The 22,876-nt window shown below is 61.5% G+C and carries 20 protein-coding genes; 9 read left to right on the forward strand and 11 right to left on the reverse strand.

Annotated features, from left to right (window positions below):
• Window positions 1–170 precede the first annotated feature (170 nt).
• The 4 genes from ACIA76_RS07295 to ACIA76_RS07310 all read left to right on the forward strand — a co-directional run bounded on the left by ACIA76_RS07295 (window position 171) and on the right by ACIA76_RS07310 (window position 5,041).
• Window positions 171–1,820, forward strand: a complete 1,650-nt coding sequence (locus tag ACIA76_RS07295; protein ID WP_397149559.1) for a long-chain fatty acid--CoA ligase — start codon at window positions 171–173, stop codon at window positions 1,818–1,820.
• Window positions 1,821–1,900: 80 nt separating this feature from the next.
• Entirely contained in the window at window positions 1,901–2,371 is a 471-nt protein-coding gene (locus ACIA76_RS07300; RefSeq protein WP_397149561.1) for a YiiD C-terminal domain-containing protein, read from the forward strand.
• Between the two features lie 55 nt (window positions 2,372–2,426).
• On the forward strand, window positions 2,427–4,043 hold the full coding sequence (locus ACIA76_RS07305; protein WP_397149563.1) for an acyl-CoA synthetase: 1,617 nt from the start codon (window positions 2,427–2,429) through the stop codon (window positions 4,041–4,043).
• 170 nt (window positions 4,044–4,213) lie between these two features.
• On the forward strand, window positions 4,214–5,041 hold the full coding sequence (locus tag ACIA76_RS07310; protein ID WP_397149565.1) for an SAM-dependent methyltransferase: 828 nt from the start codon (window positions 4,214–4,216) through the stop codon (window positions 5,039–5,041).
• A 75-nt stretch (window positions 5,042–5,116) separates the two neighbouring features.
• Here ACIA76_RS07310 and ACIA76_RS07315 read toward each other — a convergent pair whose 3' ends face one another.
• Entirely contained in the window at window positions 5,117–5,509 is a 393-nt protein-coding gene (locus ACIA76_RS07315; protein ID WP_397149567.1) for an SCO5389 family protein, read from the reverse strand.
• Between the two features lie 494 nt (window positions 5,510–6,003).
• On the opposite strand from ACIA76_RS07315, the gene ACIA76_RS07320 reads away from it, so the two are divergent.
• Window positions 6,004–7,584 (forward strand): LacI family DNA-binding transcriptional regulator, encoded by a 1,581-nt coding sequence (locus ACIA76_RS07320; protein ID WP_397149569.1) that lies wholly within the window; start codon window positions 6,004–6,006, stop codon window positions 7,582–7,584.
• Window positions 7,585–7,634: 50 nt separating this feature from the next.
• On the opposite strand, the gene ACIA76_RS07325 is transcribed toward ACIA76_RS07320, so the two are convergent.
• Window positions 7,635–8,063, reverse strand: coding sequence for a hypothetical protein (locus tag ACIA76_RS07325; RefSeq protein WP_397149570.1), 429 nt, complete (start codon window positions 8,061–8,063; stop codon window positions 7,635–7,637).
• Window positions 8,064–9,654: 1,591 nt separating this feature from the next.
• Here ACIA76_RS07325 and ACIA76_RS07330 point away from each other — a divergent pair.
• From ACIA76_RS07330 to ACIA76_RS07345, 4 genes are all read left to right on the forward strand, one after another.
• Entirely contained in the window at window positions 9,655–10,698 is a 1,044-nt protein-coding gene (locus ACIA76_RS07330; RefSeq protein ID WP_397149572.1) for an LLM class flavin-dependent oxidoreductase, read from the forward strand.
• A gap of 972 nt (window positions 10,699–11,670) precedes the next feature.
• Entirely contained in the window at window positions 11,671–12,669 is a 999-nt protein-coding gene (locus ACIA76_RS07335; protein ID WP_397149574.1) for an ATP-binding cassette domain-containing protein, read from the forward strand.
• Window positions 12,666–13,478: an ABC transporter permease gene (locus tag ACIA76_RS07340; protein ID WP_397149576.1), complete on the forward strand. Its 813-nt coding sequence runs from the start codon at window positions 12,666–12,668 to the stop codon at window positions 13,476–13,478. The genes ACIA76_RS07335 and ACIA76_RS07340 overlap by 4 nt, the downstream gene beginning before the upstream one ends.
• A gap of 69 nt (window positions 13,479–13,547) precedes the next feature.
• Window positions 13,548–14,165 (forward strand): TetR/AcrR family transcriptional regulator, encoded by a 618-nt coding sequence (locus ACIA76_RS07345; RefSeq protein WP_397149578.1) that lies wholly within the window; start codon window positions 13,548–13,550, stop codon window positions 14,163–14,165.
• On the opposite strand, the gene ACIA76_RS07350 is transcribed toward ACIA76_RS07345, so the two are convergent.
• The 9 genes from ACIA76_RS07350 to ACIA76_RS07390 form a co-directional block, all read right to left on the reverse strand.
• Window positions 14,154–14,864 (reverse strand): response regulator transcription factor, encoded by a 711-nt coding sequence (locus ACIA76_RS07350; protein ID WP_397149580.1) that lies wholly within the window; start codon window positions 14,862–14,864, stop codon window positions 14,154–14,156. The genes ACIA76_RS07345 and ACIA76_RS07350 overlap by 12 nt on opposite strands.
• Window positions 14,865–15,185: 321 nt before the next feature.
• Window positions 15,186–16,241, reverse strand: a complete 1,056-nt coding sequence (locus ACIA76_RS07355) for an LLM class flavin-dependent oxidoreductase (protein ID WP_397149582.1) — start codon at window positions 16,239–16,241, stop codon at window positions 15,186–15,188.
• A 15-nt stretch (window positions 16,242–16,256) separates the two neighbouring features.
• Entirely contained in the window at window positions 16,257–16,970 is a 714-nt protein-coding gene (locus ACIA76_RS07360) for a hypothetical protein (RefSeq protein WP_397149584.1), read from the reverse strand.
• On the reverse strand, window positions 16,967–17,662 hold the full coding sequence (locus ACIA76_RS07365) for a CPBP family intramembrane glutamic endopeptidase (protein ID WP_397149586.1): 696 nt from the start codon (window positions 17,660–17,662) through the stop codon (window positions 16,967–16,969). Before ACIA76_RS07365 ends, ACIA76_RS07360 begins: the two co-directional genes overlap by 4 nt.
• Window positions 17,663–17,743: 81 nt before the next feature.
• A complete protein-coding gene (locus tag ACIA76_RS07370; protein ID WP_397149588.1) occupies window positions 17,744–19,048 on the reverse strand; it encodes a YcaO-like family protein in 1,305 nt (434 codons plus the stop codon).
• Window positions 19,049–19,112: 64 nt separating this feature from the next.
• Entirely contained in the window at window positions 19,113–20,069 is a 957-nt protein-coding gene (locus ACIA76_RS07375; RefSeq protein ID WP_397149590.1) for a TOMM precursor leader peptide-binding protein, read from the reverse strand.
• A gap of 189 nt (window positions 20,070–20,258) precedes the next feature.
• Entirely contained in the window at window positions 20,259–21,008 is a 750-nt protein-coding gene (locus ACIA76_RS07380; protein WP_397149592.1) for a SagB/ThcOx family dehydrogenase, read from the reverse strand.
• Between the two features lie 199 nt (window positions 21,009–21,207).
• Window positions 21,208–21,744 carry a VOC family protein gene (locus ACIA76_RS07385; protein ID WP_397149594.1) on the reverse strand — a complete coding sequence of 179 codons (537 nt, stop codon included), beginning with the start codon at window positions 21,742–21,744 and terminating at the stop codon, window positions 21,208–21,210.
• Between the two features lie 504 nt (window positions 21,745–22,248).
• On the reverse strand, window positions 22,249–22,848 hold the full coding sequence (locus tag ACIA76_RS07390) for an enediyne antibiotic chromoprotein (protein WP_397149596.1): 600 nt from the start codon (window positions 22,846–22,848) through the stop codon (window positions 22,249–22,251).
• Window positions 22,849–22,876: the final 28 nt, after the last annotated feature.

Genomic DNA, 22,876 nt, shown 5'->3' on the forward strand with positions numbered 1-22,876 from the left:
GGAAGGCCGCGCGCGACGTGCGTGGGGCTCGTCGCGCGCGGCCTGTATATCTCGCGCCGGTCGTGACCTCCCGTGCTGGTCATCCCCGCTTATGGGGTACCGACGGTTACGGTTTCGGCTATTCTCGCGCATGTGTGACCCCGTTCACCGGTGAAGGAGTAGCGGTACTGATGTGGAGCACGATGCAGGACGAGCAGCTGTCGCTGGCGACGCTGCTGCGGTATGCGGCGACATTCCAGGGTGGCAGCACGGTCTCCACCTGGACCGGCGACGGGGTGCGCACCATGACGTACCGGGAGTTGGGCGCGGACGCGGCGCGACTGGCCCATGCGCTGCGCGGGCTCGGGATCGGCGAGGGCGACCGGGTCGGCACCTTCATGTGGAACAACAACGAGCATATGGTCGCCTACGCGGCGGTGCCCGCGATGGGATCGGTGTTGCACGCGCTCAACATCCGGCTGTTTCCCGAGCAGGTGGTCTACGTCGCCAATCACGCCGAGGACCGGGTCGTGCTCGTGGACGGCTCGCTGGTGCCGATGTTCGCCAAGTACCTGCCGAACATGGCGACCGTGCGCGATGTGATCGTCGTCAACGGCGATCCCGCCACCTTGGCGGCGCCCGATGGCGTCCGGGTGCACTCCTACACCGAATTGCTTGCGGGACAACCGGATACCTACGACTTCCCGGTCGTCGACGAACGCTCCGCGGCCGGGATGTGCTATACCTCCGGCACCACCGGCGACCCCAAAGGTGTTGTCTACTCCCATCGTTCGAACTGGCTGCACGCCATGCAGGTGATCTCGCCCAACGGCATGAGCTTCACCGAACGCGATACGGTGCTGGCGATCGTCCCGCTGTTCCATGCCAATGCGTGGGGTATTCCGTATGCCGCGATGATGTCGGGCGCGAATCTGCTGATGCCCGACCGCTTTCTGCAGCCCGCCCCGCTGCTGGCGCTGCTGGCCGCGGTGAAGCCGAGCTTCGCGGCCGCGGTGCCGACCATCTGGGGCGGCGTGCTGGCGGGGCTGGACGCGCATCCGCAGGACATCTCGCATCTGCGGACCGTGGTGGTCGGCGGCGCGGCGGTGCCGCCCTCGATGATGCGGGCCTTCCAGGACAAGCACGGCGTGCGACTGCTGCATGCCTGGGGCATGACCGAAACCTCCCCGCTGGGCAGCGTGGCGCATGCACCGAAGGATATTGCGGGAGAAGAGGAATGGGCCTACCGCTACACCCAGGGCCGGTTCCCCGCATCGGTGGAGGCGCGCCTGGTCGGCGATGACGGCTCGGTGATGCCCAACGACGGCGAGGCGCTCGGCGAACTCGAGGTGCGCGGGCCGTGGATCACCGGCTCCTATTACTCGCCCGACGGCGCCGGGGTGGACGCGGAGAAGTTCCACGACGGCTGGCTGCGCACCGGCGACGTCGGGAAGATCAGTCCCGAGGGCTACCTCACGCTGGTCGACCGCTCCAAGGATGTGATCAAATCCGGCGGCGAATGGATCTCGTCGGTCGATCTCGAGAATGCGATCATGGGTCATCCGGCCGTCGCCGAGGCGTCGGTGATCGGTATCCCCGACGAGAAATGGGATGAGCGGCCGCTGGTGACGGTCGTACTCAAGGACGGCGCCGCCGCCGAGGCCGAGCAGCTGCGCGAATTCCTCGCCGGCAAGTTCGCGAAATGGCAGCTGCCCGAATACTGGACATTCCTCGAGGAGATTCCCAAGACCAGCGTGGGCAAGTTCGACAAGAAGCGCCTGCGGGCGCGGTATGCCGACGGCGAGCTGAAGGTGGTCACGCTGCCGCACGCGCGGTATTGACGAACCGCCAACAACATGTCGTACCCTGGGCCCACCGGTCGCGAACCGGGCAGGTAGTGGTGCAGGAAAGGGATGTGGGCATGGCCGAGACGAACAGCGACGCTCCGGCGTACGCGGATATGGTGAACGGCGCGCTGGAGTTCACCGTGCCGATCGCGCACAAGATGGGTGTGCGGGCGCTCGAGGTGCGGCCCGGCCATGCGGTGTCCACCGTCCCGCTCGAGGGCAACGGCAATCACTTCGGCGTCATGTACGCCGGGGTGCTGTTCACCGTGGCGGAGATGCTCGGCGGCGCGATTCCGCTGGCGACCTTCGATATGGCGAAGTACTTCCCGCTGGTGAAGGATCTGCGGATCGCGTTCCGCAAGCCCGCGAAATCCGATGTGCGCGCCGAGGCGTCGCTGTCGGAGGAGGAGATCGCCCGCATCGTCGCCGAGGCCGACGCCAAGGGCAAGGCCGATTTCACCCTGCACGCTACCGTGACCGACGCCGACGGTGTGGTGGTGGCCGAGACGACCGGCCTGTATCAGCTACGCACACACGGCAACTAGCCGCCACCCGATGGAGAGCGGCCGCACCACCTGATGGAGAGCAACGGAATTCGCCATGACCACGACCCTGCTCCGGAATCTGGGTATCCGCGCCTGGATCGAACTGGAATCGCTGCGCCTGTGCGTAGGTAGCGGTCTGGTCGGCATCGAATCGCCGTTGACCCTGTTGTCGGCGGGTAACGCGTTGCTGCGCTACGGCGCTCTGCCCGCGGCACTGCGCCTTTCGGCCGCGCGCTACGGCGATCGGGCCGCGCTCATCGATGACCGGGGCACACTGAGCTACCGGGATCTCGACGACCGGTCCACCCGCCTGGCCAACGAGTGGCGCAAGCGCGGGCTGAATTCCGGTGAGGGCGTGGCGATTCTGGCGCGCAACCATCGCGGGCTACTGGACGCGGTCTTCGCCGCGGCCAAATGCGGTACGCGAATCATCTTGCTCAACACCGATTTCGCGGGCCCGCAGCTGCACGATGTGGCCGCCCGCGAGGGCGTGGATCTGCTGGTGTACGACGAGGAGTACGAGCCGATCCTCGGCGCGCTGAGCCCCCGGCGCGGGGCCTATCGCGCCTGGACCGACTCCGCGCATACCAGCAGCCTCGAATCCCTCATCGCCGCGGGCTCACCCGTGCCGCCGCCGTCGCCCGCGACCGGGGCGAGGGTGGTGCTGCTCACCAGCGGGACCACCGGAACGCCCAAGGGCGCCACCCGCCCGGAGCCGTGGTCGCTGGAACCGCTGGGTGCGGTGCTGAGCAAGGTGCCCTTCCGCGGCCGCGAGGTCACGGAATGTCCTGCGCCGCTGTTTCATACGCTCGGATTCGCGATGGCACTGCTGGCCATCGGCTTCGGGTCCACCCTGGTGATCCGTCGGCGGTTCGATCCGCAGCGGGTGATCGACAGCATGTCCCGCCATCGCGCGACCGCGCTCATCGCGGTGCCGGTCATGCTGGCCCGGATCGCCGATCTGGGGCCGAAGGCATCGACCGGACGCGACTTGTCCACGCTGCGTATCGTTTTCGTGGCGGGTTCACAGCTCGGCGCGGATCTGTGCCGGCGGGTGACGGAGATGTTCGGGCCGGTCGTCTACAACCTCTACGGGTCGACGGAGGTCGCCTACGCCACCGTCGCGACGCCGGATGACCTTGCCGCCGAACCCGGATGCGTCGGGCGGCCGGTGCTCGGCGCGGTGGTGAAGATCCTCGACGAACAGGGCCGCGAGGCGCCGCGGGGGCGGACCGGCCGGATCTTCGTGGCCAATGCCATCCAATTCGAGGGCTATACCGGCGGCGGCGATAAGGAGCGGATCGGCGGACTCATGTCTTCGGGCGATATCGGCCATTTCGATTCGACCGGTCGGCTTTTCATCGATGGCCGCGACGACGATATGATCATTTCGGGCGGTGAGAACGTCTTCCCCGGCGAGATCGAGGAACTGCTGAACGCGCATCCGGGTATTCGGGAGGCGGCCGTGCTCGGCGTTCCGGACGACGAATTCGGTTCCCGGGTCGAGGCATTCGTGGTCCGCCGCGATCCGGATCTCGACGATGACACGATCAAGGCGCATGTGAAGGCGAATCTGGCCCGCTACAAGGTGCCTCGGCGGGTGGTGTTCCTCGACGAGCTGCCCCGCAATCCCACCGGAAAGGTGCTCAAGCGGCTGCTCAGGAGTGAGTGACCGCTCGTTGCTGTCGTTTTGCGGAACGCGATCTTCCAGATGTTTCCGTTCGGGAAATCTCGGCATTGGATTATCCAGCCTAGGTCGATACTCGATTTCTTGCCGGAAGACCCGCATGCCAGGTGTTCGCTGAACTATTCTGTCGCTAAGTGACAGGAAGAAGTTCCACCATGTCGGACACGACCCGATTACCCATCAAGATCGATACCAGCGTCGCGCACGAGGCCCGGGTCTATGACTACTGGCTCGGTGGCGTGGACAACTATCCGGCCGACCGCGCATTGGGCGATGCGATCGCCACCCACATTCCCGCCATCCGCGCGATGGCCCGCGCGAATCGCGCATTTCTCGGTCGCGCCGTGCGTTATGTGATCGAAGAACTGGGCATCACTCAGTTTCTGGACATCGGGACCGGCATTCCGACCGCGGGTAACACCCATGAGGTCGCCCAGCGGTGCGATCCCGCCGCGCGGATCGTCTACGTGGACAACGATCCGATCGTGCTGGCGCACGCCCGGGCGCTGATGGCCAGCACGCCGGAGGGCGCGACCGCGTTCATCCACGCCGATCTGCACGATCCGGAGGAGATCCTGGCCGAGCCGGTGCTCGCCGAGACCCTGGATCTGGGCCGTCCCGTGGCGCTCATGCTGGTGGCGGTGCTGATGTACTTCCGCGACGAGGACTCCCCGCACGATATCGTCGCCCGCCTGCTGAACGCGCTGCCGCCCGGTAGCTGCCTCGTGATCACCCATCCCACAGCCGATTTCGATCCGAAGGCGATGATGAACGTGGTGGTCGCCTCGGAGCAGGCCGGGATCACCTTCTATCCCCGCAGCCACGCCGAGACCGAAAGCCTGTTCGGCGGAACGGAGATCATCGATCCGGGTGTCGTTCCGGTGGTCACCTGGCGGCCCGAGCCGGCCATCGATTCCGCGCGCGTCGATGCGGCCGATCCCGAATCCGCCTGGTACTGGGCGGGTATCGGCCGCAAGCTCTGATATCGCATGCGGGACGACCGAAACCGGCGCGAGCGGGAGGGGTTCGCTCGCGCCGGCCCTTTCAGGTTGCCGGTATCAGCAGTTGCGCAATTCCGGGCTCTGGTTGAGCAGTTGGGCGCGGGTCGAGATGAAGCGTCCGTAGGTCTCGCCGCCGACCTGCGACAGCGGGAAGGCCGCGACCCGGTGGCAGTTCTGGAAGGCGAGTTTCACCCCGAAGTGCCGCTCCAGGCCGCCGCGAATCGCGTCGGAGGCCATCGCGCGCAGCAGCTGCCCGCGGGCCACCTCATCCGGCGGGGCAACCCGGTTGTCGGCGTATTCTTCAGTGCCCGAACGTAAATCGGCCGCCACCCGGCTGACCACCTCGTATGCGTAGGGCAGCGAGTTACGTACGCATTCGACGAATTCGTCGTCGCTGACCTCGCCACGCTCGGCCCGCTCGAGTAGTGCGGTTGGGACGTCCAGTGACATGACGCTCTCCTCATGGGATGGCGGTATGGTGACCCCCACGATTCTAAACGACAAACGTTGTCAACAAGGCTGGATTCGCACCGAGAGTGCCTCTGACCAGGCTGACCAGACCATTCCTGCCCCCTAGTCGATGCCTAAGGTGTTCGCGTTGGCTCGGTTTCGGTGCCCTTCGGCCGCGTCCGGACGGCGGATTTTTCCCAAATTTTCCCAAACCGAGCCTCTTCCGCCACCGGATGACGCTCCGGCAGTAAGGGATCGGCTACCCGTGGCGCTCACCGGTTGCCGCGAAAGTTGTTGTGAGAGAGATCACTGCGGCTTCGGGCGCGACCGGTTTGCCTGCCGCTACGTTGCATCGATACAGTCTCCCTTCGAGAACCCGTGCCCTATCGGCGCGGGGGGCGTCCGGGATGAGTGTGACGCGACCACAGGGATCTGTGCCTTATCAAGCCGCAGTCCTGTAGCCCCTTGTCCCTCAAGCACGCCCGGAGACTCATATGGCGTACCCAAAGCAACGCAACGGCTACTACGCTGGATACTTCGCAGTCCGCCCATCGGAATACGAGCCGGTGCGCGACCCCGATACCGGTCGAATAAAGAGATTCAAGACCGAGTCCGCGGCGAAGAAGGCTGCCGACACTGCCGAGCGGAATCACGCACGGGCGGTACTCCAAGCTGATCTGCGCCCGGCAACAGGCATCCAGGCGGGCGAGAAGGCCACTGCCCTTCCGACATTCGCTGAATACGCAGACCGCTGGTACGGCCGCCAGGATCTGGCTCGCACCACGATGACCAGTTACAGGAAGACCCTGGAGAACCATCTCATTCCGTTTTTTGGCGAGGATCGCCTGGACGAGATCGACCGAGACAGGGTTGCCGAGTGGGCCAAGTTCGAGCGTGACGCGGGGAGTGAGCCCTCTAGCATTGTGACCCGGCGTAGCACGTTGAATGTGCTCATGGGCGATGCCGTCGACGAGTATCCGCAACTGGGGCAGAACCCCGTGGCGCGTAAACGAAACCGAGGACGCAGAACCAGTTCACGGCGTCGTGCTCGTGCGACGGCTGCACCGACGATAGGTGACCTGGACGGCCTGCTTCTGGCCGAACGCGCAGCGCTGCGATCCCATCGAGACGACGAATTCGTAGTCGAAACACTCCGTCGTTGGACGGGCATGCGCTCCGGTGAGGTTCGGGGCGCGACGGTTAACGATCAAACGCCCGGGAAGATCGCGATCAATGCGCAATTATCTGAAGGCGAGGAGGGGAAGCTGTTCCTGGAACCACCGAAAGACGAGTCCTACCGACACGCCGACCTCCCGCCGTTCCTCGATCGGCTTCTAACTGACCATATCGAGCGCACCGAGCCGCGCCCGTGCCCCTGTCATAGCCAGGCTTTTCTGTTCAGGGGGATGCCGCTACGACTGTCCAAGAACGCTGAGACCGGAGTCACGGTAGCGACGGTTGCCCAGCACGTCGGGGTATCGGTACAGACCGTCCGCGTGGCTGTTAGGGGCCGTGGAAAGATTGCGGCTGCGACGCGGCAGCGGGTTCTCGAAGGGGCAAAGGAACTGGGGTTCATCCCGGCGGACCCGAATGAGTGCAGCCCGCATTGGACGGGGAGCGGCTACTACGAACAAATCTATGTGCCAGCCGCGACAGGCTGCTACCTACAGAGGAAAGGGCGGTCACGGAGCCTCGTGCTGACCGATGACTCGATCTTCCCCGGCATTCCTGTGCTCGGAAGGAACGCTGCCTCGCGGGCAACAGGGCATTGGGAGCCGATCACCACAGTCACCCGTCCACACTGGAATCGACACTCGCACCGGACGATCCTGGAGGAGATGGGTACTCCGAAGGTACTGATCGACGATCGGATCGGCCACATGGATTCCTCGGTACAGGGCATCTATACACACGTGACAAATGCGATGCGCGTCGAGTTGATGCGACGGCTGGAAGCGCGTTGGTGGGCAGCGATCGACGCGCGTCTCGCATTGTCTCCACGTTCACCCGTAAGCGTCCTGGATGAGATCCTTCAGGCTCGCGGCAAGGCGGTCGGCCTTCCGGCTGCTGCCTGATCGATACGCGCCGAAGCCCCCGCGATTGCGTTCGTGGGGGCTTCGTTATTCTATGCGGCGTGCCGCGACTTCTTGGGCCGCAGGTTCTTCAACCGTGTAGGAGCCTCGTTTTCGGCCGCTTGTCCGGTCGCTGACGGCCGTTTGGGGAGCTTTGGCAGGAATTCCCCTGGGGTGTAGGCAGATACAGTGTGGGAGCTTACGAGCGCCTCGATCTGCTCGCGAGTGAACAATAAGCGGCGGCCGACGCGGGTGTGGTCAACAAGCCGTTTGCGGGCGGCTTCCTCCAGCCAGTACTCCGACAGCGAAAGCGCCTCGGCGACCGCCGTGTGGGTGTGCAGAATCTTCGCGAGGGAGGAGTTCCGCGGTTCGATGGGTTCAGGCATGGCGTTCTCCTGATGGAGCTTTCGCACGCCTGCCAGTCCTTCGCGCGCATTCGATCGCGGCGGATAGTCGCACAGTCGGCCGCCATCGTCCAGCATTGGCGGACGTGGCGGGGCCGGGATGGACTGTGGTGAAGTCGCTTTGGCCCAGATGGTTGCGAAAGATGTGCTGCCGCCCAGCTTTCCGGCTCGCTACCTCGCGTGTACAGTCGGAGGCTGACAATAAAACAAAGGCCCCCGCAGTGTTGGTAGCACTCGGGGGCCGGACCCAAACCTGTGTTGGAGGTTCGAGTCGTGCACGAGTTTATCTCGTGGACGGTGCGGGCGCTACCTAGCGTCAGCCTGCCCTTTTCCCCTGTTTCTCCTGCCCGGCGACGATCGGTGTTCCATCGTCTTGCCAGTGGCGGAGGCCTGTCATATAACTGTTCTTGCTGGCGGTCGGCGCGTCCGATGTGTATGGATGCCCCTGCCGGTGTTGTGATGCTGCGTGCGTCCGAGGTCCCTGTGGCCAAGTCCTGACCGACTGACCGAGAGGTTGACCTCGCACGCCTTCTAGCGGCATCTGTTCGCGAATCCCCTGTAGCACAACTGCATACGTACTTCCTTGCGCGACCCACCGGTTCGGTATGGGCGGCACGTCGTACTGACTGCATGCTTGAGGATTCACAGCGACGTTCGTAGCTGGCGGTGAGGTCGATCCCTGATCGATCTCCCTGCGCCCGTGGAGTACTGACGGGTGACGCGTTCGCCAACGCGGTCGTCGCCCGTTAGAGGGGCATCTTCCCCCATGGCTTAGTGAGCCAGTCGAGGCACGACTGCATGGGGGAACCGAGGATGTGCATCCACCCCGATAAATAGAAGGACCGCCCGGCGGGGAACAGCGTGGCAGCTGTAGTGGTGTGCATCCATTTACCGGCCGGTGGGTGCGATTAGAGCCGCACCCGGTGACCTAGCTCGTGATCGTCTCGGTTGACTGACGAAGCGTTGGGCATCCCGTTGTCTTTGCGATAACGGGATAACCCTGCCCGCTCCCGCCCCAGCCTCCCTCGGAAGCATTCGGGGATTGGGAGCAAGTACATGGAACATGTTGATAACAACCGGGGCTGGGGATAAATAATCAACATCTTCTCCACAGCTCAAGCGAGCTGGGGCAGGGTCGAGGATCAGAGTTGGATGGAGGTGCGGATCGGAAAAGTTGTTGGTCTCAACGGGTTTCGGTGCTGCCTGAGGCTGGGTTGTCCGAACGCCTCGTCCGAACCCCTCGTCCGGGCAGTCGAGTTCCTCGTATGGTGGAGCGACAAGGGCCGGATGACGACGCCGAGGATTCCGACGCGAAAACGACTCGGGGATACCAGGTTTCAAACGCCGGGCTGGACACTGAAGAACTGGTTTCCCTGAGATGAAGATGGCAACCGAACCGGTTTGTCGGTTTCGGCTAGCACGGCACGTGCGCTAACAGTCATTGATGCTCGGCTGCATCAATGACTGTCTGTGATCCGCACCACTCGGAACTGGGGGTGGCTCCGTGCGGCGAGTCACGTGTACGCGTTAGCGGTGTGCGGCTGCGTGTGAATAGCCCGCAACGCCATCGTTGCAGACCGAAGAACATCGGACCCAGCCTTCCAGCCGACGGCGACCCCCGACGAGAAAGCCTGACTCACAGTGCATTTGGTTCAGGTAGGTTGGCGGCGTGATCTCCGTCCCGCTGTCAGCATTAGACCTGTTGCCCGTGCAAAAAGGCACTGCGGCGCGTGACGCGCTGAAAGCCAGCGTTGCCGTAGCCAGCCATATCGAACAACTCGGCTACCGCCGCCTGTGGTTCGCCGAGCATCACAGCAGGATGGCCGACGCCAGCTGCTGCCCGCCAGTCCTCGTCGGACAGATCGCCGCCAAAACCTCGACTCTGCGAGTCGGGTCGGGCGGCGTGATGGTGCCCAACCATGTCCCGCTGACCGTCGCCGAGCAATTCGCAACCCTGGACGCTTTCCACCCGGGACGGATCGACCTCGGCCTGGGCCGTGGCCCAGGCACCATCGATGAGAACATCGCACGGGCTCTGCGCCGCGGCGCAGGGCCGATCACCGACTTGGAATACCAGCAGGACGTCCGCACCGTGCTGAACCTGTTCGACCCGGACATAGGCACCCCCCTGCTACCGGGCTATCGCCCTGCGCTGCAGCCGTGGTTGCTGTCCTCCAGCGCCGCTGGCGGCGAGCTGGCGGGCGAGTTCGGGCTTCCCGTCGCGATAGCCCACCACATTCGTCCCCACAACACCGAGGCCACGCTGGCCGCGTACCGCGAGTCCTTCCGGCCCTCACGCTGGCTTTCCGAACCTTACGTGCTGCTGTGCGTGCTAACCGTGTGCGCCGACACCGACGACCGGGCCCACTACGTGGCCGGACCTAACGAAGTCGTCAGAGCCCACCTGGCAGAAAGAAAGCTGTCCGAACTCCTCACTCCCGAGCACGCAGCCGCCTACGACTACACCGCCACCCAACAACAGACCGTGCACCAGCTGCGGGAGAGTCAGGCACAGGGATCCCCGGAGACAGTCACCCGTCGGCTGACCGACCTCGTCCGGGCCACCGGCGCAGACGAGTTGATGCTCTACACCCCCATCTACGACCTGTCCGATCGGCTGCGGTCCTTCGAACTCGTCGCCACCCATGTCGCCCCCGCGTCCGCCAACCGGAACTGCTCCGACCAAAGGGATGACAGGTCAGCACTGCTGTAGTCGCTGGCGGCGCTCCGACGCGGAGTCAACAATTCACCAGCCCTGTCGAACAACGGCCCATCTGCTGAAACTTGACTTCGCCGAGATCTCGACTGTCCGTTGCCAATCGAGCTGGCGCATCCGACCAGGGAATCTGCCGTATAGGTGACACATATGGGGCCGTGCGTGCAGCCTCGATCGCGCCCCTGACCTGCTACGCGTCGGGTATGCGGCAGTGCGACAAGTCAACTGGCAACGGACTTCGATCTCTACTCGCCGATTCATTCTTCTGGCTACATCGGTCATCTACGACTCGTGCACCACACTTCCCCCGCATCGCCGGAGGAAACAACCTCAGCTGCCTAGCATTCCGGGCATCCGAACAGCAACCCGAACAGCCGACGCTCACTGGGGCCAGTGAGGTGCCTCAGCGACTCACCGTCTGCCTCCGCGGTCTTTCAGTTGCGCAGCCTCTTTCGGGATACCACCGCAAACCTGGCCGGGCCCAACGCCGAATCCAGGATGGTGACAGCGAGAAGGCCTTGCGTCAGGGCCCTTGTACACCCCCGGGGCCGCCACCTGGTCCGGCACAGTCGACCCCCTAGCAAGAGGTCGCTCATGCGCGCCACTCCGTGTCACATGGCCTCTTCACGGCTGTCGCGACCAGGCTCCCACGGGCAAGCAACAACGAGCTGACGACAACGGACCGCCTACACGAGGGTCGGATCGCCAGCTGGGCACGGGCAGGTCTGGGTTATCATTTACAAGATAAAGGTATTCCGCTAGCATGATCGCATGAACATCTACCGGTTGCGTAGGGGATGACGAGATGTGCGCGGCCCATGGACAGACATTCGTCGGCTCGACTGGCTACATCTGGTACGGGCATTCCGACATCACACCCCCGGTCGAAATCCAGCTGAAACATCGACCTGACTGCATCAGGCCATATCCTGACCATTTTTTGACAATTGACACGATCGGATGCCCGGCATGACGTCTGTGCGTAATCTTGCGCCCGATCCGGACGACGTGGTCGTGGCAACCCATGAGTTGACCAAGACGTTCGGGCAAGGCGACAAAGCCATTCATGCGGTACGCGGGATCTCTCTGACTGTACAACGTGGCGAGATATTTGGGGTCATTGGGCCTAACGGCGCCGGTAAAACAACGTTTCTGCATATGCTGGTCACCTTGAGTCGGCCCACTTCCGGCTCCGCGACGATATGCGGATTCGACGTACAGAAAATGCCGGACCGAGTTCGCGCGTCCATCGGAGTAGCGCTTCAGGAGAACGGGCTCGACCCGATGCAAACCGGGCGTGAGTTGCTCACACGCCATGCCCGACTGTGGGGTTTCGATCGCAGCGCAGCACGACGTCGGGCGGCTGAATTACTGGAGCGCGTCGACCTGATAGCCGCGGCGGATCGCCGTGTCGCAACTTACTCGGGTGGCATGCAGCGACGGCTCGACCTCGCGTTAGCTATCGTCGGAGAGCCACGTCTCGTACTGCTCGACGAACCCACCACTGGGCTCGACCCGATTTCGCGACGAGCGGTCTGGTCCGAAGTAGTGCGGCTTCGCGAGAGGGGCGTGACCTTCTTGCTCACGACCCAATACCTGGAGGAAGCCGACACGCTAGCCGACCAGGTGGCAATCATCGACAACGGCGTAATCGTGACCCAAGGCGAGCCGGCGCACCTGAAGAAGAAACTTGGCGGCGACGTCGTCACGATGACGTTTGAAAGCGACCAGCAGGCCGGTCAAGCCAGCTCGTACCTGGCGAACGGTGCGGTGGTGACGGGCCACGATGTCCGGATGATCGTGCCCGAAGGCGCCCAGGCGGTTCCCCGACTGGTCGACGTGCTGTCCCATCGAGGCATTGTCGTTCAGCGCCTGACTGTGAGCACCCCGACCCTCGACGAGGTCTTCTTCGCCTCCACCGGACATGCCATACAGCCCGCCGAACCCTCCACAGGAAGTACCCCATGACGCTCACGGCGACCATTCGCCCCACCGCAAACGTCCTGATATCGACGTTCATTCTGACCGGTCGATTGCTTGTCAATTCGATTCGGAATCCGGTTGGATCGCTGACAAATCTGATCATCGCAGCATTCTTCTTCGTCATCTACCTGGGCGGCTTGGGCGGCTCTGCGAATTTCTCTATGTTGGGCGGTGGAAATTATGCGACATTCCTGCTCCCGACCGCGGTAGTATTCGCATCGGCTGGCGGCAGCAGCACCGGCCTGCTTCTGGTGGAAGATATTCAGAGTGGATACTTGAGGCGCATCCTCGCGATGCCAGTTTCGCGATTCGCTGCGATCGCTGCACCGGTCTTGGTGGGTGGCGTGCAAGTACTGCTCCAAGTTGCAGCCATCGTGGTGATCGGCTTCGTGGTCGGGGCAGGCTCGGCCACCGGATTCATTGGCATAATCACGATGGTGGCGATTGCTTTCGTATGGGGCATGTTTCTCGCCGCGATTTCAGCAGCGGTTGCACTGACAACAGGAAATGCTCAGGCGACTCAGTCGGCGACGCTGCTGTTGTTCCCGCTCATCTTCATGTCACCCGCTTTCGTGCCGCGCGCGGATCTGCAGACATGGCTTCGCTATATCGCCTCGGCGAACCCCACGACGTATGTGCTGGAAGGCATGCGATCGGTACTGCTTCCCCACGGTGGAGTCGGCCATGTTGTGACAGCGTTCACGGTTTCGGGTGGCCTACTGCTTTTGGCGATCTGGTGGGCGACGAGTTCCGCGAGGAGCGTCGTGGGAGGAAGCCGTGGAGGCAAGGGCTGAGCGGCGGCTGCTCGATGCCGTGGGCCCTGCGGGTACTAGGCGTACTGTTTTGCGTTGTAAAGTAAGGTCATGCTCAAATCGTCGGTGCTTGAGGCTGCGTTGCGGATCGTCGATCGAGGCGGACTCGCCGCCTTGACGATGCGTAGCCTGGGACAAGAACTCGGGGTTGAAGGAATGGCGATTTATCACTACTTCGCCAGAAAGGACGACCTCATGGACGCCCTGGTCGCCAGTCTCTATCGAGAGCCGCCTGCGCCGACCGGTGACTGGCGAGCGGATCTGCGAGCGTTGAGTCACATGCTTCGCGATGAGATGCGGGCCCACCCGGCGATGCTTCTCGAATTTCTTTCCCGTCCAGTACGAACCGAAGCGGCCGATGCCGCGCGAGAGGCTCAGTACGCCGCGCTGTCGGCGGCCGGGCTCAGCGGGGTGGGGCTGTTGGATGCCCACCGGACCTGGGGCAGTTACGTGTTCGGCTATCTGATCACGGAGCGACTGTCCGATTTGCGACCAGAGCACGACTGGATGCCGGTCTCACACCCTGACAGACCGCTCACAAATAGCCTCGTGGGCTCGATGTCCGCACGCAACTGGGATGAGCAGTTCGACATCGGTCTCGATCAGCTCTTCGACGGGTTCGATGTCGGTCTGACCGGAGCTGTTCGCAAGGAGGTGTCAGAGGCCTAGCTCGGCGGCGCGCACAACCGCCTCCACGCGGTTACCTACTCCGAGCTTGTAGTAGATCTTCCGCAGGTGATACTCAACAGTTCGGATGCTGATGGACAACTTGTCGGCGATCATGTCGCTACGGAGCCCACGACGAACGAGCTTCAAGACCTCATCTTCTCGTTCCGTCAACGCAGCGACCAGGGGTACCGTCGGTTGAAAAAACAAACCGGACAGCGGATCCACCACAACCAGATCGCCGTCAGTAATCTTCAGGGCGCGGAGTAGTCGGTTCACTGGGGTCGATTCAGTGAAGTAGATCAGGCATCCGCGTCGCAACCAGCGCTCGGCTAGAGCGGAATTGCCAGCAGGCCCCAAGACTCCGAGGTGCAACGATGGTTGAAGCACCCTTGCCATGTATGTCAGTTCCACCATCAGCGCGTCATCTATGCCTGCCCCCAATATCAACCACTTGGGGGATACTCGTACGACGAGGTCGTGTAACTCGGCGCGGTCGAATCGACATCGATGAAACACGGTCGAAGTTACTTCGAAAACGGCCGGATTGTTTTCGAGCAGATCCCAGTGGCCGGCAACGACCACCACATTTGTGCTGCCACAATACTGCTCGTTGCCGAATCCTGCCGATTCTCCTGATTGGCAATCTGCGCTCGGAGTGTGCCATTGCGCTGACAACTGTCCCCCAAAGTGTGAGATCATCGACGCCTGCTGAGGGTCGAATAAATTCCCTTAGCTTGTCACTGTATCCGAAGGGTGGGCCAGGCCCTTAAAGGAATTGATTGCCGATATCAATTCAATCCCTCAAAGGACCCATCGGACGTGTATCATACCATCAATTGTGATCCGGGACAGATTGCCGAACCCAACGAGTCAACACGCAGCCCGCACCGCGAATTAGACTGTCCATATCAGCCACCTCTCCCTGGCTGCGTGATTAGAACAGGCATGGTTACTTCGATTTCTTTGCCCGGCGGCTCGTCGACCCGAGCTGTTACTATCGGATGATCGATTCGACTGTCATTACAATTGCGGCCGAACTTTGTCGACGAACAAATCCAGCGTACGCATTGCCACATCGCCCGGCATCGTGCCGCAGTCGATCTGCCACAGGAATGTATCGATATCCAGATAGTCCTTTAGTTCTGAAATCTGCTGGACGATCTCGTCGGGGCCGCCAACCAACGCAGCGCGCCGATCCCGCATGCTCGCAGACGTATCTGCAGCAAGAGCATTTCCGAATCCGGTGTAGCGCGGGTAGTCGTCCGAACGGGTGTGGTCCCACGCTCGCGCGCTCGCCGTCCAAACATCGAGGTATCGCCGCAGGTAACGATCACTTTCAGCGACCGCGGTGCTGCGATCTTTTGCGATGAAGATGGGTAAGCTAAGAGCCACTTCGGCGACGCCGTCTGGATTGCTGGGATGGGGTCGAAACGACTCTCGGTAGATCGACAGGAACTCGCGCTGGGTTTCGAATCCGCCGATCCCCGGGGTGACAAGTAGCTTGAAGCCTTGTTCGGCAATCCATGCGAAACTCTGACGCGATTGCACTGCCGCGATCCAGGTCGGTGGATGCGGTTGTTGAACGCACCGAGGAAGGTTCGTCGCCTCGCGGAGCGTGAAGTACGGCGTGTCCACGGTCACAGTTTCTTCGGTCCACAGACGACGCACTGTCTGCACGGTTGCCATGAAACGCTCTCGACTTCCGTCGAGCGGAACTCCGAAAGCGTCGAACTCGTATGGCAAATACGCCCTCGCGAAGCCTATCTCAGCGCGGCCCTGGCTTAGGGCATCCAGCATGGCGGTCTGAGCTGCGATCTGAACCGGGTGATGGAACATCGCCATGATGCCACCGGTCATAAGCCGAATACGATCGGTACATGCGGCGACAGCCGAAAGAAACTGGAGTGGGCTCGGGCAGTATCCGCCGTATGCTTTCAAATAGTGTTCCGTCATCTTCACGAAGTCGAGGCCGGCGCGGTCCGCTTCGCGACACAATCGCAAGGCATCCTTGTAATAAGCACTAGCGGACTGGGTTCCGGGGTCTCCATCCGGCAGAAACGAAAGTCCGAAACGCATGATGTGATTCCTTTCCTATCGGATCGACAATTCAACGGCAACAGCATGGGCAATGATAATTGGACGGATGTCCGGTATGGCGAGGAAAAGCAAGCAATGCACGGGAACGGTGACGGTCGCGGCAACGAGAGGCATGAGGAAGCCGGTCCATCGTGTAAGCGGCAACGTCTGCACAAACAATCCAACAGTGATTGCGCAAACGATCGCAAAAATAGTACCCGACGGTCGTGCCGCGGTTATTACGGCTGCTCGCAGGACGAATTCCTCGGCACCGGCAAATATCACGATGACTGCTGTCCTCCTTAGCCAACTCATTCCGGTTAATGACCGGTCGAGCCCGCGGACCCAGCCCTCACCGCGAGGCCAGGTATCGATCTGGGCTAGCCCACCGGCGAAGGAGCACAACATGCCCGCCACACCTGCTTCGACGAATCCCAGCGGTATGCCGTACAAGAGACGCCACCAGTGCGGGTCCGTCAATCCGGTTGCGCTTAGCGGCGTTCGGCCTGATATTGCGAGAACAGCTGTAGCGATTGCGGCAAGGCAGAGCAACGATGCTAGACCAGCCAACGTTCGGACGATCGCGGCGAGGTCGGCGACCGAGTGATGTTGGGCAGCACGCAACTTGACAGCAACAGTCTCCGGCCACCTCTCCAGCAGTCGGTCGGATAATGCGTATTGACCTAGGGTCCCGATGGCCACGGCGATGAGCACAAGCGGTGCGATCATGGCATCCCTTCTCGACGGTCACGGGGTTGGCGGCCTGCAAGCCAGATCTGAGTGTTGAACCAGACATGCGAAATCACCGCGGTGAACACTGTGCCGGTCACGAGGGCTCCGACGAGTGCCAGCGCACCAAGCGGCAGCTTTCCCGCCACATGGGGCCACCCGAACGAGAGATGAATCAGACCGAACCACAGCAGCGTCGCCAACACCGCTGCTCCCATTACGACTGTCGGGTGCAATCGCTGGCATGCGGCCAAAAGCAAACCCCGATAACCAAGTTCCTCGAGGATTGCGATCAGCACAACCCAGCCCAATGCGAACGCCGAATCTGCCACCGATTCGACATCGTCGCCGGGGCGGTCCCTTCTTGGCGTCAATGCTTGCGCAGCACCGGTGGCAACCCCCGCTGGGCGCACACCGGCGACCAGACCCGACCTTGCGGGCGGAGACTTCCCGGCCTGCTCACCTGATCTCGACGCGGTGTGCCGCAATTTGGCGATGATCACCCGGTCGCAAGCCACCGCCGATGAACCGGCCAGGGCTCCCAAAGGGATGCAGCAGAGCAACCCCAGCCGGTTACCCGACCAAGCCATGTGCAGCTGCGTCAGGCCAACTGCAACGACGATCAACAGCAATGCGGCATAGAGTGCGAGGAAGGAGAACCGTCGTAACCGCGCACAACGTGCGCGCAGCACAACGGCTAGCCTCGCCGAGCCGAGTACGCCGAGAACCGTTATGGCAAAGCAGTACTCCATCGTGGTAACTGACGCTCTCCGCTATGCGTACGGGTGCGGCTGGCTGTCGCGCCCGGACCCGTAGTCACCCAGACGTGGATGCGCCAGCATGGGCGCGCTCGGCATCGTCAGCGGCAATAGCTCCGGAGACCATACTCGAATCACGCGCAACCCGAGTTGGATACAGTCGACGGTTGAAAGGTCGAGCGCGACCAGCTCTTTGCCAGTCGAGTCGAATGCATCCACGAGAATTCTGATTTCGGTGCTCGGATCGACCGTGATGTCAGGAGGTAGGTCGCTCGCCGCCATCGGCGATCCACTCTCGTATCTCGCCATCAGCGCATCCTTGGTCTCGGGCAGCGCGTAGTAGGCCACGTTCGCATCGAGATCGAATATGTTGCTCGGATCGATCTCGGCATCTACCCATCGATCGGACGACTCGTCGGTCGCCGACTCCAGCAACGTCACCTTACCCAATCCGAAAACACCGGCAGCCTCGATATATGCCTTGTACATCGACCGATTGAGTCGAAGCTCGCAGCCGATACCGACCGACGACGACGGCGTGTACCCCTTTCGTTCCCCGAGCACACACACGACGGTGTGACCCGGCAAGTCGGCACTCGGTAACCAGTAGAACGTGGCCACGGGACCGTTCGGCGGCAGGCTCCGCCTCAGCACCCTGGCGACGGGCTCTGTTCGCTGATCAAATTCGATCCGATGCGAACGCCCCGACGCACACCAATGCCCCATAGCTGCATCCAGCTGTATCGCCTCGAGAAGAGCATTCCGCAGCGCAAGTTCGGGAACGGTGTGTGCTGCCCCTCCGGTTGTAACGCCTGCAATAATACGCGGCTCGCCGCGATCGCATTTCGCCGCGTAGCCGAGCAAGATCGACTGCGCAGGCACCCACACCTGCTTTCCGTCGATCAGTGACGGCGCCTGAATCCAGCCCAGCGGCTTGTCCGATGCATACGGCTGGAATATGAACGCGTCGTTGTCGAACTGTTCCTTCGTAAAGAAGTGCAGCGCCCGGTCATCGATGAGACGACCTTCTCCGGACTCCAGCTCCTCATGTGTGCACACCCGGACCTCCTCGCCGCGGGTCACTTCGGCGAGCAGCTGACAATATCGCTCTACTGTCTCACCCAGCGATCGGATGAGCGCTTCGTCAGGGAAGAGCCCGGCACCGCCAATGTGATACGGCGATACACCGCGGGGGCGCTGCTGTTTCTGGAGCAGGTGTACACCAGTCAGATCGGCACCGGAGACGATTACTCGCGGTCCGTAACGCCCGGGAAGAAGTGACGAGATCTGGACATCCAGTCCACACAGCGGCGCGAACATTCTCTCGAGCAGACGCTGGGTCGCCGGCCTCGGCGACATAGCACGTTGTCGCAATTGCATTGAACTATCCCCTTGCGGTCCGTACGGCGTCCGGCACCAGTGCTCGAACATCGAAGAAAAGCTCCCGCTCATCTCGCTCCAGGACCGATCCGCATGACGGGCAACCCGGTAAGCGCAATACTTCGTTGAAGGCGATCTCCATTGTTGGCAGATAGATGCACAATGCCTTCTGATTCGTGAAACCACTGCCGGTTGCTGCGTAGTTGATCACCTCCATCGCCAGATGTGAGGCAAGCAGGCCGATAAGAGCAGGCTCCAGTGGAATCTTCCCGTGCCGTACACGGTTCTCTACCAGCGCGCGCTTGTAACGTAGATAGCTGTCACTGTCGCGAAGGTTCATCGTGACCCGGGTCTCGAAACACTCGTAACAGCTAGTGCTCGGCGGAAGGAACATTGGACCAGCGGTGACCAACGGACCGTCGAGAGTGCCGTACAGCCACGGGATACCTAATTCGATCGCCACCCGGTTCAGCACTTTGGCAGAGATCGGATCGGGCACGGTCGTGGCAAGTACGATGAAGTAATCTCGCCACCCGGCGAAGACATCGAGCATCTCCGCGGTCGCAATTCCATCCGAGGTCCATCCCGGATCGTTACTTGTCAAAGCAGTCCACGCCGGATCGTCGTCTGCACAACGACGGACTCGGACCTCGAGTTGTTCAGTCAGATGTCCCTCCACAACGTCGACAAGCTCATCGGATCCGAGCAGAAGTACGTCGCGCGCGCGGTGCTTACTGGCTTGGCTGGTCCGTAAAGCAGGTGTGGCCAAGTCGACGTAGTGCTGGAGAGCCGAGCGCGATCCCGATTCATCGAGAACGCCGTTCACACGCAACTGATCAAGCACGGCCTCGACATCGACGCGACGCATATCGAGTTCTTTAGCAATCTCTGCGGCGGTTCGTGTGCCATCCAGTCGTAACAGAACGCGGGAGAGGGTTCCGCTGCTCGCGTCATCGGTCAACGTTATTGATACTGGATTCCAGACGCCATAACGGAGTTCCACGGAGTCACTGCTGTGTGGGACGACCGAATATTGGGATATCAGCCGTGGATTTTTCGCAACCACAACACATGCCTTCCAAGCGATAAATGAGACTCGGACATTTCGTCCTGTCTGCACGAAGAACTGGTCGGTAGAACGGGATTCGAGCTATGCCGGATCGCCCAGCACCATCGTGTGGACAAGCATCGTATAAATGCCGTCGATCTCCAACGCCAGGTGAGCCTCGTCGTCGTATACCGACGAGCAGTCGATACTGCCGACACCCAATGCCGTAGCAGCGAGATGAGCGTTCTGTGAGATCTGACCGGCCTCGATGAACAGGTGGCGAACGCCGCGTGCACCGTACTTACGCATCAGCCGCCAAGGCCGGCCGATGAATACAAGCACGGCGGACGCCTTGTCGTAGTCTATTGTGACGATATTGTCGCCGGTAGCGAACGAATTCATGAACGCACTGACCATATCGACCGAAGCGACCTCCAGGAGTCGATCGGTAAGTGGGTCGTACCGGTACATCCCGCGGTCCAGTCCGCGGACGTTCAGTGCCGCGACGTACAATTCGGTGGCGTGGAGGCCGCCGCCAGACGGTGTGAACCGCATGTGTGACCAAGTAGTTCCGCCGCGCAGATGTTGTACCTGGCCTTTCGCGCTGATTCCACCACCCGCGCGCACGATCGTCGCCACGGCGGAAAGATCGATCGGCTCGCCGCTGTAGCGTTGTACGCTTCGTCTGCGCAGCATGGCCTCGCCAGTCGATAGTCCGAGATTGAATCCGCCCGGAAGGTCGACAGCATTCTCGACGTCAACGTCCTCGCCGTTCAGCGTTGCCATCACGCCAGCAGCGTCAGTGAAGAAGCCCTGCTGTGACTGATGCAACTCTCGATCGTCGAAGCGCACCCTACTGTTGATCAGGAATTCTTCGGCGATCCCCGTGCTATCTCGATGATCACCCGACCGGTGTCGTAGGGCGAAAGGTCGAAAGGCGGTAGACCTAACCGAGCGGTATGTGGCGCTGAAGCTATTTTCGAAGACCGCGTCCCTGACCAGTGACGGTGGTGGCCGGTCATCCATTGGGTCCTTCACGGCAAGCGGCCCTTCAGTTCTTCGGCGCTGCGGTCTGATCGGACGTCCGATCGGCCTGAATGTCATCGGTGAGGGTTTGGAGCGACTTCGTGAGCGCGAGCTCGTTCTGCCATTTCAGCCATTGGGCATGGCTGATGCCGATCTTGTACAGGCCGGTCCGGAAGGCGTACTGCGAATGCGGGTCAGGTTGCATCAGATTGACGATGTTCCCTGACGGGTCCCGGAGCCGAGCCATCGTCCCGACGCTAGGGGTTATAGCGCCAGGATGCATTCCGTGGCTCGTCAGAAAATCCTCGTATTCGCTGAACTTCTCTTCATATATTGGCAGCTCGAACCGTTCCCCAACTTCTTCGCCACCGAGCTCGCACAGCTCTCTCATAGCAGTATCTAGATCGTCCACAGCTATGACAACAAACGGCTGCTGACCAGCAGCTTCCCATGCCTCGGTCTTTCGGTATTCGACGGAAAACATGGTCGCATCGATCGAGATCGGTGCATAGAAAACCCTCACGATGTCGGTCCAGGTGCGACTGAACTCGATGTCGAACATATGTGAATAGAACCGAGCGGTCTTCTCGCAGTCATCCCTACCGGCCGGCATAACAACGATCGCGAGTTTTGCTTCGAAAGGCATGGCTATCTACTTTCTGGGATACAGGGCCAAGAAATACGAACCACGGAACGACGCTGAGTGCCGAACCGCGCCACCGATGGTGCCGAATCGATGATTCGGCACCACGATGGAATTCGGTTGTCAGGCAGAGAAGGTGGAAGCGCTGCAGCAGCAGCAACTGGTTGAACAGCATACTCCTGGCACCAGAACCCGCCAGCTTCCAGCGTCCATAGCTGAAGGGACGTCCAATCTGGACTGTGCACGATGGTCAACGAATCCGGCTGTGGTCAGACGCATTATGTCGCTCCTTGAATCAAACTCGAAAGTTCGGAACATCTTGAAGCAAAGAACTTCCTTTGCGAGAGGAGTATCCATCGCGGCCGATGACCTAGCCGACAGGCGAAACCCTCGACCGCGACTGCGGACTTCCCTAGTGCGCGGTTATCGGAACGAGATGGGAGCCTCCCCGACACTCGTGAAACCCTTGTCGACGACGCCGACGTAGCAGCCGCCGGATACGAACTTGCAATCCACGTTCACCTTGGGTTGATTGCTCTTATCGTAGCCGGTGAACGCAGCGTGAACGGTAAGAGAAGTAGAGACATTTCCGTTACCGTCTGCCTGAGTAATAACCCCTGCTTTTTGATCGCACAACGTTTCGTTATCCACCATGGCGCAGAGAGCGGCGAAAACACCGGTACTTGCCGGAAAGCCGCTGGCAGTCACTGCAACAACGTCGCCGTCCGACAGGCCCGTTGATGGGGTTGCGGTGACCGCCGGAGCGGCCATGGCCAGCGGAGCTCCGATCGTAAGCGCGGCCAAGCTGCCCACGACGACCGTAAGCAGCTTTGGAAACAGTCGTACTACTTTTCGATCCATTGAATTTGATCCTCCATCTATTCCAATGAGAACATCGCGATGATCTGAAAAGAGATCCCCCATACCAATATCACCGATCCTGGCATGCGGGTACGATCTCAGCGGCGCGTGGACGGCACTGAACCGCGCCATCGTGGTGCCGAATCGATGATTCGGCACCACGATGGAATTCGGTTGTCAGGCAGAGAAG

This window comes from Nocardia sp. NPDC051570 (genome assembly GCF_044454005.1).
GTDB lineage: Bacteria > Actinomycetota > Actinomycetes > Mycobacteriales > Mycobacteriaceae > Nocardia.